Source organism: Ruegeria sp. YTSA064 (assembly GCF_059610325.1).
Genome location: NZ_JBXWNK010000004.1, coordinates 240316 through 252114, shown reverse-complemented (window position 1 = coordinate 252114; position 11799 = coordinate 240316). Strand labels below are relative to the sequence as shown.

General features: G+C 54.8%; 15 protein-coding genes. 8 read left to right on the top strand and 7 right to left on the bottom strand.

What is annotated here, in order from left to right; translation table 11 throughout:
• Positions 1-30 precede the first annotated feature (30 nt).
• Positions 31-1125 carry a FliM/FliN family flagellar motor C-terminal domain-containing protein gene (locus AC2FI7_RS08145; protein WP_496833312.1) on the top strand — a complete coding sequence of 365 codons (1095 nt, stop codon included), beginning with the start codon at positions 31-33 and terminating at the stop codon, positions 1123-1125.
• A 5-nt stretch (positions 1126-1130) separates the two neighbouring features.
• On the opposite strand, the gene AC2FI7_RS08140 is transcribed toward AC2FI7_RS08145, so the two are convergent.
• From AC2FI7_RS08140 to AC2FI7_RS08125, 4 genes are read right to left on the bottom strand one after another with little or no spacing between them, the layout of a single operon-like run.
• Entirely contained in the window at positions 1131-1559 is a 429-nt protein-coding gene (locus AC2FI7_RS08140) for a protein tyrosine phosphatase family protein (protein ID WP_010443254.1), read from the bottom strand.
• Between the two features lie 9 nt (positions 1560-1568).
• Positions 1569-2000 carry a DUF6691 family protein gene (locus AC2FI7_RS08135; RefSeq protein ID WP_010443253.1) on the bottom strand — a complete coding sequence of 144 codons (432 nt, stop codon included), beginning with the start codon at positions 1998-2000 and terminating at the stop codon, positions 1569-1571.
• Positions 2000-2428, bottom strand: a complete 429-nt coding sequence (locus AC2FI7_RS08130; RefSeq protein ID WP_010443252.1) for a YeeE/YedE family protein — start codon at positions 2426-2428, stop codon at positions 2000-2002. The genes AC2FI7_RS08135 and AC2FI7_RS08130 overlap by 1 nt, the downstream gene beginning before the upstream one ends.
• A 27-nt stretch (positions 2429-2455) precedes the next feature.
• Positions 2456-3319, bottom strand: a complete 864-nt coding sequence (locus AC2FI7_RS08125; RefSeq protein WP_010443251.1) for an MBL fold metallo-hydrolase — start codon at positions 3317-3319, stop codon at positions 2456-2458.
• Positions 3320-3561: 242 nt separating this feature from the next.
• On the opposite strand from AC2FI7_RS08125, the gene AC2FI7_RS08120 reads away from it, so the two are divergent.
• Entirely contained in the window at positions 3562-3777 is a 216-nt protein-coding gene (locus AC2FI7_RS08120; RefSeq protein ID WP_010443250.1) for a hypothetical protein, read from the top strand.
• A 9-nt stretch (positions 3778-3786) separates the two neighbouring features.
• Here the strand turns inward: AC2FI7_RS08120 and AC2FI7_RS08115 are convergent, their stop codons facing one another.
• Positions 3787-4005, bottom strand: a complete 219-nt coding sequence (locus AC2FI7_RS08115) for a hypothetical protein (RefSeq protein ID WP_010443249.1) — start codon at positions 4003-4005, stop codon at positions 3787-3789.
• Positions 4006-4152: 147 nt separating this feature from the next.
• Here AC2FI7_RS08115 and AC2FI7_RS08110 point away from each other — a divergent pair, with 147 nt between their 5' ends.
• On the top strand, positions 4153-4422 hold the full coding sequence (locus AC2FI7_RS08110; protein WP_010443248.1) for a DUF2312 domain-containing protein: 270 nt from the start codon (positions 4153-4155) through the stop codon (positions 4420-4422).
• A 350-nt stretch (positions 4423-4772) separates the two neighbouring features.
• Here AC2FI7_RS08110 and AC2FI7_RS08105 read toward each other — a convergent pair whose 3' ends face one another.
• Both AC2FI7_RS08105 and AC2FI7_RS08100 read right to left on the bottom strand, forming a co-directional pair.
• Positions 4773-4991, bottom strand: coding sequence for a hypothetical protein (locus AC2FI7_RS08105; protein ID WP_010443247.1), 219 nt, complete (start codon positions 4989-4991; stop codon positions 4773-4775).
• Positions 4992-5136: 145 nt separating this feature from the next.
• A complete protein-coding gene (locus AC2FI7_RS08100) occupies positions 5137-6099 on the bottom strand; it encodes a MurR/RpiR family transcriptional regulator (protein ID WP_120981179.1) in 963 nt (320 codons plus the stop codon).
• Between the two features lie 174 nt (positions 6100-6273).
• Here AC2FI7_RS08100 and AC2FI7_RS08095 point away from each other — a divergent pair, with 174 nt between their 5' ends.
• The 5 genes from AC2FI7_RS08095 to AC2FI7_RS08075 all read left to right on the top strand — a co-directional run bounded on the left by AC2FI7_RS08095 (position 6274) and on the right by AC2FI7_RS08075 (position 11756).
• Positions 6274-6792: a TRAP transporter small permease gene (locus tag AC2FI7_RS08095; protein ID WP_010443245.1), complete on the top strand. Its 519-nt coding sequence runs from the start codon at positions 6274-6276 to the stop codon at positions 6790-6792.
• Complete coding sequence (locus AC2FI7_RS08090) at positions 6789-8072, top strand: TRAP transporter large permease (RefSeq protein WP_010443244.1); 1284 nt, start codon at positions 6789-6791, stop codon at positions 8070-8072. Before AC2FI7_RS08095 ends, AC2FI7_RS08090 begins: the two co-directional genes overlap by 4 nt.
• Before the next feature lie 36 nt (positions 8073-8108).
• On the top strand, positions 8109-9149 hold the full coding sequence (locus AC2FI7_RS08085; RefSeq protein WP_010443243.1) for a TRAP transporter substrate-binding protein: 1041 nt from the start codon (positions 8109-8111) through the stop codon (positions 9147-9149).
• Positions 9150-9237: 88 nt separating this feature from the next.
• A complete protein-coding gene (locus tag AC2FI7_RS08080) occupies positions 9238-10704 on the top strand; it encodes a M81 family metallopeptidase (RefSeq protein WP_010443242.1) in 1467 nt (488 codons plus the stop codon).
• Positions 10701-11756 (top strand): D-TA family PLP-dependent enzyme, encoded by a 1056-nt coding sequence (locus tag AC2FI7_RS08075; protein WP_010443241.1) that lies wholly within the window; start codon positions 10701-10703, stop codon positions 11754-11756. Before AC2FI7_RS08080 ends, AC2FI7_RS08075 begins: the two co-directional genes overlap by 4 nt.
• Positions 11757-11799: the final 43 nt, after the last annotated feature.

The following is an 11799-nucleotide window of genomic DNA, read 5'->3' as shown; positions in this document are numbered from 1 at the left end:
TAGGTGTTTCTAAGACGGCAGAGCGGGGCGATGACCAAATCAGCATTGGCACGCAAACTATCGGCGAGGCAGGGTGGAGTTGATACACCCCGTTCAATTCTACGTGCCCTGCGGCTTGGTTTGGCGCGGGCGGCAGGTGATGGCATGGGGCTTGCGCTGGCAGTCATCGGGGCCAAACAGGCGTTGCGTGTGCAGGAGGATGTGACCGCGCGATTGAAACAGGGTTGGTTGATGCTGCTTTTTGGCTCGGATCAAGGTAGCGTGGCGGCAGTGTGTCTGGACCCGGGATGCGTGTCGGCCGTGATTCAGCAGCAGACGATCGCAATTGTCACCTCTGATCCACCGTCGGAGCGAATGTTTACGGACACTGACGCCGCCATGGTCGCCCCCTTGATCGAGGATATGCTGGGCCGGGCGCAGAAGCTGGTCGAATCCCCGGCGGATATGGCCAGCCTGTCGGGGTTTGAGTTCACATCGCGAGCTGAAGATCGGCGCAGCCTAACACTGGCGCTGGTGGATGAGGCATATCGTGTATTCGATCTGACAGTCGAGTTGGCTGGCGGTAGCCGACAGGGGGAGGTTTGCGCGTTGTTGCCTGACCGACCGCTGTCTGATGCGGAGCAGGAGGCGGAAAACAGTCTCGCGGGTATGAACCTCGATCAGGCATCCGGCGTGATGCGCGCTGAACTGAAAGCTGTAATCAGCCGTATTTCACTGCCGTTGACTGCTCTGTCAGAGTTGGCTGTTGGCAATGTCCTTCCGTTGCAAGGCGCGCGTGTGGATCGGGTTGAAGTTCTGTCAATCGACCGTGCCCGTATGGCGATTGGTCGGTTGGGGCAATGCGGTGGGATGCGCGCGGTTCGGATAAATGAACACAATTCGGTCGCGACATTGCCCACGAAGGACGACCAGACCTTTCTGGCTAGCAAGTCTGGCCCTGTTTCCAAACTTGACGATGACGAAAAGTCAGCATTGCTGGACGAAGAAATTGTGACCAGCGAACCGGCAATGAATGATACTCTGCTTGAACCGGATGATATCTTGCCATCGAATCCCGATAAACGCGTTGCCGAGATTTCACATCTTGCTGGACTGCCAGCGCCTGAGGGCGATGGGCCGTACTAGGTGGCTTAGTCCTGTGCGCGCAGCTGCTCCAGCGCAGGGCGAAGCCCGTCGAGCGAATAGCCAGCCTTACCCGTCGCGTCCAGAATTTCATCCGTGCTTAGCCGGTTGCACTGTCCCAGCGCCCAAACAACCGAGCAACGGGTGCCGGATGCGCAATAGGCCAGGACAGGCCCGCTGCAGCTTTCGGCCAGATCGCGCTGCAGGGCGACATTCTCTGGCGTCATAGTCTGGTGCGTCAGCTCCAATACCTCGTATTCCATTCCGGCCTTGCGCACGGCCTGCCCGATGGCATCAGACTGCTGATCTGGCGGCACCTCGGTATTGGGTCGATTGCAAATCACCTTGACGAAACCTGCCTTGGCGATGGCTGGCACGTCCTCAACCGTGATCTGGGGTGAGACGGCATAGCGGGGGGTAATCGGTCGAATCTCCATGACAACTGATTAGGCCGCGTCAGCCATCCTGTCCAGTTGTGCGCCCAGTTTTGGCGCGGCCAACATGCCCGCAATCATTGCGATCAGGAACACAATTCCGCCAACACCACCATAACTGAGCGAGGCCATCGCCGGGCCCGGGCACAGACCTGCCAACCCCCAGCCAACCCCGAACAGAACCGAACCTACGATCAGCCGACGATCCAGCTCAACACGAGGTGGAGCAGGAAATTTGCCACCTACCAGCGGCGTTCGGTTCCGGGTCATTTGCCACGCCACCAACATGGGCAGGATCGCCCCGCCCATGACAAAGGCCAGCGTCGGGTCCCAGTTGCCGAACACATCCAGCCATCCCTGCACCTTGGTGGTGTTGGTCATGCCTGAGATCAACAGCCCGGTGCCAAACAAACCTCCGGCGAGAAAAGCAAATACTGAGCGCATCAGATCACCCCCAGAACTTGGCGAAACAGAACGACCGTTAACCCGCCAGCAAGGATATAGAAAACCGTGGCGACAATCCCGCGCAGGGAGAAGCGAGAAATCCCGCAGACGCCGTGACCCGAGGTGCACCCATTTGCAATCCGCGTGCCCACACCGACCAGTAACCCGGCCAGGATCACAATTGCTAAATCCGGGGTCAGATGAGTCTGAGTCTGTGGTGCAATCAAGGGGCGTAGCAAGAAAGGCATCCCGATCAGCCCAATAACAAAGGCTAAACGTTCCGTCATTGCACTGCGGTCGTTGCGCTCAACCAATCCGCCAAGAATGCCACTGGCTCCCATGATCCGACCATTGCACAGAAGATATACAGCGGCACCCAGCCCGATCAGCAGGCCACCCGCAAGACCCCACATCCACTCCACATTCATTTCTAGATCCTCACCCGATATTCCGTGTCAAAGCTTGTTGACCGGAATTTTCATGAAAACATCACCTTGTTCATCCGCCGGTGGCATCTGACCGGCCCGCATATTAACCTGCAGAGAGGGTAAAATCAGACGTGGCATTGCCAAGGTCGCATCCCGCGCATCGCGCATCTCGACAAATTCCTCAACGCTTCGGCCTTGTCCGATATGGACATTCAACGCCTTCTGTTCACCTACCGTCGTTTCCCAGGCAAATTCATCTCGGCCGGGTGCCTTATAGTCATGCCCTACGAACACCCGTGTTTCTTCGGGCAATGCTAAAATCCTTTGGATTGAGGCAAATAGATCCTCCGAAGATCCGCCCGGGAAATCGCAGCGTGCGGTTCCAAAATCCGGCATGAACAATGTATCGCCAACGAAGGCTGCGTCGCCGATTACATAGGTCATGCAGGCCGGAGTATGACCCGGCGTATGCAGGACGTCCCCGCGCATCTGGCCGATGTGAAAGCTGGCCCCTTCCGTAAACAGAGCATCGAATTGGCTACCATCACGCTGGAACTCGGTCCCTTCGTTGAACACTTTGCCGAATGTGTCCTGCACGACTACGATATTCTCACCGATCCCGATTTTTCCCCCCAGCTTTTCCTGCAGATAGGGCGCTGCTGACAGGTGGTCGGCATGGACATGGCTTTCCAGTATCCATTCCACCTTCAACCCGTTGTCGGTCACATATTCGACAATTTGATCGGCCGAACTGGTGTCAGTGCGACCCGAGGCGTGATCAAAATCCAAAACGCTGTCGATGATGGCGCAGGCCTGTCCCTCGGGCTCCTGCACCACATATGAGACTGTGAAGGTCTGAGGGTCAAAAAAAGCTTTCACTATGGGCGTCATGGGATCCTCCGTTCGGCTCTATCTTATATATCAATACTGGAATGTGATTAAAGTGCCAAATCACGAATTGATGTCTGTCAAAGCAAATGCCGCGAATTGAGCATATGTTTTGGGCGACCAAGGTCATATTGACGGAATTTGGCCCTCACAGGCAAGATTCCGCGATGTTTTGGCCCGGTCTCGTGCTGGTCTTAATCTTGTTACCTATATCAGGCAGACTGGCACTGTATGGGAGGATGCAAATGACTGCTCAGGATCTTTATACAGAGGCGGAACGGCTGGAAGAAAGGCTACATGGTGCATGCTTGGAGACCCGACTGGCTCTTCAGCCCCGTGTCAGTCAGGTTCTGGATAAAATGCGCGCGCAGCGTGTTCAGATACCTTCGCGCTTGCGGCGGTTAGATGCGGCGCTGTGCGAAGATGCGCTGGAGGCGCGGTTCGACAATATGCCGGTGTGATCTGTTCGGTTAACTAAAAGAAATTCCGAGGATAACCATCATTAGCCCCAGAACCGACAGGAAAAGGGATGCAAGATTCCAGGGTAATACGCCCTGAACTGCAGCGCGGAGTTCCTCATCGGTCAGGTTAGCTTTGCGCGCTTTCATCACCCGCAAGATGCACCAGACCAGACCGATCAGCCCGGCCATGGACAGGGCGGCACCGCCCCAGACGATAATGTCGAACATAGTTGTTTACGCTCACCCGTTGAACCCGTCGTCGCGCTTAGCGGATCGATGCCATTCAGACAAGCCCGCCGTATTGAATGTCTGCTTGCGATCGGGTCGGTGCCGATGTATCCGGCTGCTTATTTTCAGCCCTTGGGAGAGACGCAGATGGAAGACATCACCGAAGATCAGGCCGCAGCAAATTACCGAGTGACCGCAGGCGAGCTGCGCCAGTTCATCGAGCGGTTCGAGCGTCTTGAAGCCGAAAAGAAAGATATTGCCGACCAGCAGAAAGAGGTCATGGCCGAGGCCAAGGCCCGCGGCTACGACACCAAAGTCATGCGCAAGGTCGTCGCCTTGCGCAAGCGCGACAAGGACGATATCGCCGAAGAAGAAGCGGTTCTTGAAATGTACAAAGAAGCGCTTGGTATGACCTAAAACCGAGCCAATGAACCAGCTCCGCAGCCTAAGGTTTCTTGAATACTGCTTGGTGTCGGGATTACGAACGCACAAAGCAGAACATAGCACCGACGTCTGGGGCTTATGGCACGAACCAGTCTTCAGGGAACAAAGATCAGCAGGATTGAGAAGTGAATTGAGCGGGTTTGCCTCTCAAACACCTTCTTGGCCCAAAGGGTGCGGTATGTGAACGACACAGTAGAAAGAGTGAGCGCGCCGGTTTCGACGCGCCCACCTGGCGGTTACGACACTCTCCTTTCTTGAAGCGGGGAGAAGCTTGCCTCAGGAGACGTTCAGCAACACGCGTTTTTGCTAGATCGCAACTTTCGTCAGGTTGGCAGCTCGCCATCGACACCTTGCACAAACCAGTTCATCTCATGAACTTGCTTGTCGGTCAGCGCTTCGCCTTCTTCGATCACCGTCTCACCATTTGCGTTGGTGATGGGGCCAGCAAACGGGTTCAATGTTCCATCTTTCAGCGCTTGCTCGACATTGGTTGCAGCAGTTCTCACGTCATCTGGCAACGCGTCGTTATATGGCGCCAACATGACCAGTCCCCCGCTGATACCACTTTGCTTCCAAACTCGCAAAAACGTTCCAATTCAATGGCTCACAGTTGCCTAAGATTGCCGTGCAGGTCAGAACTAATTTTGTTCAGCGGCGCTGAGACAAACTAATCTGTTCGTTCCTTGGTTAGTCGCCCAAAGGCTGTGGACCAGTTCTTCCATGGTAAGCCGTCAAGGACGCACGAATTCGACGAAGATTCTCCTTTGTTTCGTCGGTCATCTCCTGCGCCACGATCATGGCCAATGCGTCAACAATTGCGAGGTGGGCATATCGCGAGGCTGTTGGTTTGTAGATGTCGCTGTCTTCAGGCAATTCCGTGAGCAGGGCAATTTTGGATATGTCTGATAGTCGGGTGTTGGGCTTGGTGATACTGATTGTGGTCGCGCCGTAACCATTAGCGACTTCCGCCGCACTAACGATGGCGTCGGCTTCACCGCTCGCCGAAACAAGGAAGAGAACGTCTTCGGGCCCAAGCGCGGCCGCGCGCATTTGTAGGACATAGCTATCATTGACGAAGAACGATGGAATCCCGAGCCGGAAAAAGCGATTGGATGCTTCCTGAGCGACAAGAGAGGATCCTCCTCCTATTCCCGCAAAAAGGATCTGCCGTCGGTCCAGGCAGGCATCCCTTGCTTCTTCAAGTCTCTCCGTATCGATTTGACCGCGCATGACATCCAGGGTCGCGAACAAGGCCCCAAGGACTTGGTCAATCGCTGTATTCGCATCAGAGCTTTCATCACCGGCGTTTCTGTATAAGTACTGCGCGCTTACGGCGACGTTCTGGGCCAGGCGAAGCTTGAAGTCCCGAAAGCCCTCGCAACCGAGGCTACGGCAGAACCGCACCACCGTTGGCTTGCTGACTGAACAACGTTCCGCGAGATCCCCGATAGTCATCGAGCTGATTTCGTTGAGGTGGTCCTTTACATAATCAGCGACTTTCTGCTCCTGAACTGCCAGTTTGGTCTGCGAGTTATGCAGTGCCGGGATTAGATCTACAGCGCCAATGCGGCCCTTATGCGGGGGCGCGTTTTCATCTGAGGCAGGGCGCGGTTGGTTCGGCATGTGCGTGATTTTCTCCTGGTCACTCATGAAACTTAGTTACATGCATCGCTGTGAGTGAGCAAGATATTCACCGATATTCACGAAATTTCCCTAATTTTGGCAGCTATAAAGAAACTAAGTTACATTTTTTCGTTGAAAACTCGACCCTGATCGCGCAAGGTGTAACCAAGTTACAGATTCGGGTCCTGGGGAGGAGTGCGAATGTCAGACTGGTTTTCCGCCGCAAGCGCAAAGATAAATTCAGTCGTCGAGGGTATCGTCGCCGCGTTGATGTTGTCCTTGGTGCTGGATGTCTGGCTTGGTGTCGTCGACCGCTACTATTTTCACTGGCAACTCCCGTGGCCCGAGGTGCTGGCACGCTACCTGATGATCTGGGCCGCATTGCTTGCAGTTTCTTCCGGAATCGCGCGCAGGGACCACATCGGATTGACTGCATTCATCATGATACTTCCCGTCGGTTTGCGCCGTACTCTGTTGGTTGCGATGGACGTTTTGGCGCTGGCTTTGTTCTTATACGTCGCATTTTTTGGGATCAGCTTCGCCGAAAGCGGAGCTCCCCGCCAAGCGATGATTTTTGGCGCCAGCCTTGCTCCGTTTTACGCAGCCATTCCCGTCGCGGCGGCACTGTCATCTGTACAGCTGGTGCTGGTCCTGTTTCGGGATTTGGGGTCGCATATTGACGAGCCACCCTTTGCCACTGAGGTGGAGGAGACGCTGTGATCGTCGCAATCGTTTTTGTCGCCCTTATCCTGTTCGGGATGCCGATTGGGTTTGCCATTGGCCTTGCCGGCGTCGTGGGTCTGATTGACATGGGCGGAACGCAGTTCTTGGCGATTGGTCCCAGCAAGATATTTAACGGCCTCAATATCTTTCCCTTTCTTGCCATGCCGTTCTTCATTCTGGCCGGTGAGATCATGAATGACATCGGGATCACCAGTCGTCTTGTGAAACTGGCTCAGGTTCTGGTTGGACGGTTCCGTGGTGGGCTGGCCCATACCAATATGCTGGCTTCGGTTTTCTTCGCTGGACTAACCGGCTCGGCGACTGCGGACGCGGCGGCCTTTGGTCGGACACTTGTGCCTGCAATGGTAAAAGAAGGCTACAAACGTGATTATGCCTGCGCGGTCACGGCAGCGGGATCCATCATCGGCCCGACCATTCCGCCCTCGGGGCTAATGGTTGTCTACGGGTCGCTAATGGGTGTCTCCATTGCAGGCCTGTTCGCCGCAGGCGTTCTGCCAGGCCTAGTGATTTGTATCGTCTGCATGGCGGTCATAGCCATCGGCGGTAAGCGAGAAAACCTTCCGAAAGCATTGCGCGGCGCGAGCCCTCGCGAGGTCTGGGATACATTTGTTTCCTCTCTGACCGCTTTGGCGATGCCGGTAATTATCCTGGGGGGCATTCTGGGTGGGATCGTCACCCCGACAGAGGCTGCGTCGATTGCTGTGGCCTACGCGATGTTCATCGGGATTTTTGTCTATCGGTCGCTGACGTTCAAAGGCTTCTATGCGATGCTTGTCCGTACGGCGCGTATCACTGGCGTTATCTTTGTGATTATCGCCTTCGCTGGCATTCTCGGCTGGTGGATGAGCTTTGAGCGCATTCCTCAACTGATTGCGGAAACCGTTCTTGGCCTTTCAGATAACCGGTATGCCGTTATCGCGATCATCATCGGATTGCTGCTGATTGTTGGTATGGTTATGGATATCACCGCCATCCTGATCATCCTTGCGCCGGTGTTGGTTCCGCTCACACAGCAGGTTGGCCTAGAACCCATTCACGCCGGGATCATCTTTGTTCTGGCCCTAAACATATCGTTGATGACCCCGCCAGTGGGCGCTTGTCTGTTTGTTCTGTCGTCCGTCACCGGCGAAAAGCTGGAGCGGATTTCCATCAAGCTGTTCCCGTTTCTGATTGCCGAAATCGCCATCTTATTTGCCTTTGCATTTTGGGAGGACGCAGCCCTTTGGCTGCCCCGGATGTTGGGCTTTGCTCAGTAAATTCCCCACGAAAACCAAACCAACAGGAGAAGAACAATGAAGACTATTCTGACAGGTGCGGCGTTTACCGCAACCATGCTTGCAACCAGTGCACTGGCCGAAGGTGGCGTCATCAAATTCGGGCACGACAACAAAACAGATCCATTTGAGAATCCGGCGCACGCCTGTACGGCCGTGTTCTCCAACCTTGTGAATTCCGGCACCAATGGCAGCGTCACGGTCGAAGTATTTGGATCAAACCAACTGGGCTCCGCCGCCGAGCATGTGCAGCAGGTGCGGGACGGCATCATTCAGGCAACCCTGACATCGACTGGCGCCTTGGCAAGCTACTACCCGCGGATTGATGTGCTGAATCTACCATTTGCATTTAATGGCAACGCATCGACCTACGAAGTCTTTGACGGCGAGTTCGGCGAAGCCCTGGCCGCAGATATCGAAGCAGAACTGGGTGATGTTGTAGTGCTGGGTTTCCCGGATACCGGCGGTTTCTTTGCGGTCACCAATTCTCAGCGACCTATTGCGGACTTGAAGGATTTTGATGGCATTCGCATCCGCACGATGACATTGCCGTCGCATCAGAAGATCGTGCAAGCCTTGGGCGCCGAAGCCTATCCCCTGTCCTGGGGCGAGGTGTATTCCGGCCTTCAAACCGGCGTGATTGACGGCCAGATGAATCCGGTCCCGATCATCTCCTTCGCCAATTTTGCCGAAGTTCAGCAGTATCTGACGCTGACCAACCATTTGTTTTCGCCCTACACCTTCATGATCAATCGCGCTTTCTTTGAGGGCCTGTCCGAGGCCGAGCAGGCCACGATCCGTACGGCTGCTGAAAACTGCGTAACTGCAAGTCGCGGTCTGTCACGGATCATCGAATCCTCAGATAGAGGTCTTGCGGGCCTCATGGATCAGATTGAAGTGACGGCCCTGACTGACGATCAACGCAGTTCCATGGCGGCTGCAACGCAGCCTGCTTTTGAAGCGCATGTTCAGGAAAACCTGGATGAAAAAGCGGCCGAGCTTCTGGCGAGTTTCAAGGCTGCGGTAGAGAACGCCAACAACGCGTCTTACCTCGACTGATCCTCCCTGACTGCCGGATCCAACCGGCAGCACCTCTTGTCGGAGATCAGTCTCTGGTCTCCGACCCAACCAACGAATTGGATTAGACATGCGGGTTTTCTGTGCGTCCATTGCGACCGAAACAAATACGTTTTCCCCCCTGCGCACGGATTTTTCCGATTTCGAGCAGAGCTTTTACGCACCACCCGGTGAACACCCTGTTACCCCCACGTTGTGCAGCGCTGTGTTTCCGGCACTGAGAAAACGGGCACAGGTCAATGAGTTGGAGTTGATCGAGGGTACTGCTACATGGGCGGAACCGGGCGGGTTGCTAAACCGCGAAACATGGGGACGCCTGAAGCAAGAAGTGTTGGATCAGGTCACTGCTGCGCTACCTTTGGACGGTGTTGTTCTGGGCCTGCATGGGGCGATGATTGCCGAAGGATGTGTGGATTGCGAAGGTGAATTGATCGAAGCCATTCGCGCGATTGTCGGCCCCAAAACGGTTATCGGAGCCAGCTTCGACCCGCACAGTCATCTCAGTCAGAAACGAGTGGCTAATGCCGACGTGATCACGGTGTTCAAAGAATTTCCGCATACTGATTTTGTTGAAGCAGGAGAAGCCTGTGTCGATCTGACACTGCGCACGATCAAAGGAGACATTCGGCCCGTTATCTCAGTTTTTGACGTTCGTATGTTGGATGTCCTGCCAACCAGCCAAGAACCCATGCGCGGATTTGTCGATCAGTTGAACCAAATGGAGGCAAAGGGGGAAGTTCTCTCAGCTTCTGTCATTCACGGGTTTATGGCTGGGGATTCTCCGGATATCGGCGCCAAAATCGTCGTTTTGACAGATGATGATCGGGCCAAAGCCGACAATATAGCCCGGAATTTGGGAACGGAGCTGTTTTCGTTCCGAGGACAGACAAAGCCAGACTACCTCTCTCCGGTTGAAGCATTTCGAATGGCTCAGAAAGCCGCGCATGGACCTGTGGTCGTGGCGGATGTGTGGGATAACCCGGGTGGAGGCGTCGCAGGGGATTCCACCCTGATCCTTGAAGAGGCCATTGCTCAAAACCTCAAATCTGTCGCATTCGGCACGATATGGGATCCCATGGCTGTTCGCTTGTGCCATGCGGCCGGAGAAGGCGCAGTATTCGATCTACGCTTCGGGGGCAAAACGTCGGCTCTCGCAGGTAACCCAATTGACGCCACGGTCACAGTTGTCCGCAATCAACGCAATGCAGTTCAAAGCTTTGGTGCATCTATCGTCCCCATGGGAGATTGCTCGGTCATTCGTTTGGGTGGGATAGAGGTCGTTTTGAACACAAACCGAAGTCAGGCTTTCTCGCCAGACCTGTTCACCAACCTCGGCATCGATGTCACTGAAAAAAAGATATTGGTCGTCAAATCTACAAACCATTTCCACGGTGCCTTCTCCGACGTCGCTGCCGAAATAATTTATGCAGCTGTCGAAGGCCCCTATCCGAATGATCCCACCAAAACACGCTACAATAATCTGACACGCTCAATTTGGCCTATCGTCAAAAACCCTCACGAGGAAATTGTGGAATGATTTTTCCTGATATCGACACACCGGCTGTCCTAGTCGACCTGGATATCGCCGAAGCGAACATCGACCGCTTTCAGGGGCATTGTGCGAAACACGGAATCGCCGTCCGACCGCACATCAAAACCCACAAACTCCCCAAGCTGGCGCGAAGGCAGTTAGAGGCGGGCGCTATTGGCATAACCTGCCAGAAAGTGAGTGAGGCCGAGGCAATGATTGCTGAGGGTGGTATCGACGACGTGCTGATAACCTTTAATATCCTCGGTGACGCCAAGTTGGCGCGGTTGCGTGCCCTGTCAGAGAAGGTGAGATTGTCTGTTGTCGCGGACAACACCGAAACCGTTGACGGTTTGTCGAAATCTTTTGCAGATGCTGCGACACCACTGTGTGTACTTGTGGAGTGCGATACGGGCGCGGCACGTTGTGGCGTAACCACCCCTGAGCAGGCGCGAGATCTGGCACGTTATATCGATAGCCAACCAGGTGTTACATTCCTCGGTCTAATGACCTATCCGCCGGTTGGCCAAGAGGTTGCTGTTCAAGAATGGCTCACTAGAGCCAAACGAGAAATCGAAGAGATCGGGTTGCCGGTGCACGTCGTGTCCCATGGCGGCTCACCAGGAATGTGGCAGGCGCAGGATGTTCCAGTTGCAACTGAATATCGGATTGGCACCTATATCTATAACGACTGCTCCCTTCAGGCACAGGGCGTCTGCACGTGGGAGGACTGTGCGCTGAGCGTTCTTGCCACCGTAATTTCAGTTCCTGCCGACAATCGGGCAGTGATAGATGCGGGATCTAAAGTGTTGACCTCAGACCTGTTGGGACTGGAGGGCCACGGGTACGTGATGGGGCGCCCGGACATTCTGGTTCAGGGTCTGTCAGAGGAACATGGCGTTCTGAAAGCCGACAAGATCAATCTAAAAGTTGGCGAGCATATCCGGATTATTCCAAACCATGCCTGTGTTGTGACCAACATGGTTGATCAGATTGAGACCATTCGCGGGGATCATTCGCTGGGGCCTGTTCCAGTCGTGGCGCGAGGCAAAGTTCAGTAACGGCAAAACCGTAGCCCAAAGACGTAGCCTGCGTCGGGCATCA

Excerpts from the sequence above, each read along its gene's own strand:
- AC2FI7_RS08100 (WP_120981179.1), bottom strand. The coding sequence starts at position 6,099 with ATGAGTGACCAGGAGAAAATCACGCACATGCCGAACCAACCGCGCCCT.
- AC2FI7_RS08075 (WP_010443241.1), top strand. The coding sequence starts at position 10,701 with ATGATTTTTCCTGATATCGACACACCGGCTGTCCTAGTCGACCTGGAT.
- AC2FI7_RS08130 (WP_010443252.1), bottom strand. The coding sequence starts at position 2,428 with ATGAATGTGGAGTGGATGTGGGGTCTTGCGGGTGGCCTGCTGATCGGG.
- AC2FI7_RS08140 (WP_010443254.1), bottom strand. The coding sequence starts at position 1,559 with ATGGAGATTCGACCGATTACCCCCCGCTATGCCGTCTCACCCCAGATC.
- AC2FI7_RS08120 (WP_010443250.1), top strand. The coding sequence starts at position 3,562 with ATGACTGCTCAGGATCTTTATACAGAGGCGGAACGGCTGGAAGAAAGG.
- AC2FI7_RS08080 (WP_010443242.1), top strand. The coding sequence starts at position 9,238 with ATGCGGGTTTTCTGTGCGTCCATTGCGACCGAAACAAATACGTTTTCC.
- AC2FI7_RS08145 (WP_496833312.1), top strand. The coding sequence starts at position 31 with ATGACCAAATCAGCATTGGCACGCAAACTATCGGCGAGGCAGGGTGGA.
- AC2FI7_RS08135 (WP_010443253.1), bottom strand. The coding sequence starts at position 2,000 with ATGCGCTCAGTATTTGCTTTTCTCGCCGGAGGTTTGTTTGGCACCGGG.
- AC2FI7_RS08085 (WP_010443243.1), top strand. The coding sequence starts at position 8,109 with ATGAAGACTATTCTGACAGGTGCGGCGTTTACCGCAACCATGCTTGCA.
- AC2FI7_RS08105 (WP_010443247.1), bottom strand. The coding sequence starts at position 4,991 with ATGTTGGCGCCATATAACGACGCGTTGCCAGATGACGTGAGAACTGCT.
- AC2FI7_RS08095 (WP_010443245.1), top strand. The coding sequence starts at position 6,274 with ATGTCAGACTGGTTTTCCGCCGCAAGCGCAAAGATAAATTCAGTCGTC.
- AC2FI7_RS08110 (WP_010443248.1), top strand. The coding sequence starts at position 4,153 with ATGGAAGACATCACCGAAGATCAGGCCGCAGCAAATTACCGAGTGACC.
- AC2FI7_RS08115 (WP_010443249.1), bottom strand. The coding sequence starts at position 4,005 with ATGTTCGACATTATCGTCTGGGGCGGTGCCGCCCTGTCCATGGCCGGG.
- AC2FI7_RS08125 (WP_010443251.1), bottom strand. The coding sequence starts at position 3,319 with ATGACGCCCATAGTGAAAGCTTTTTTTGACCCTCAGACCTTCACAGTC.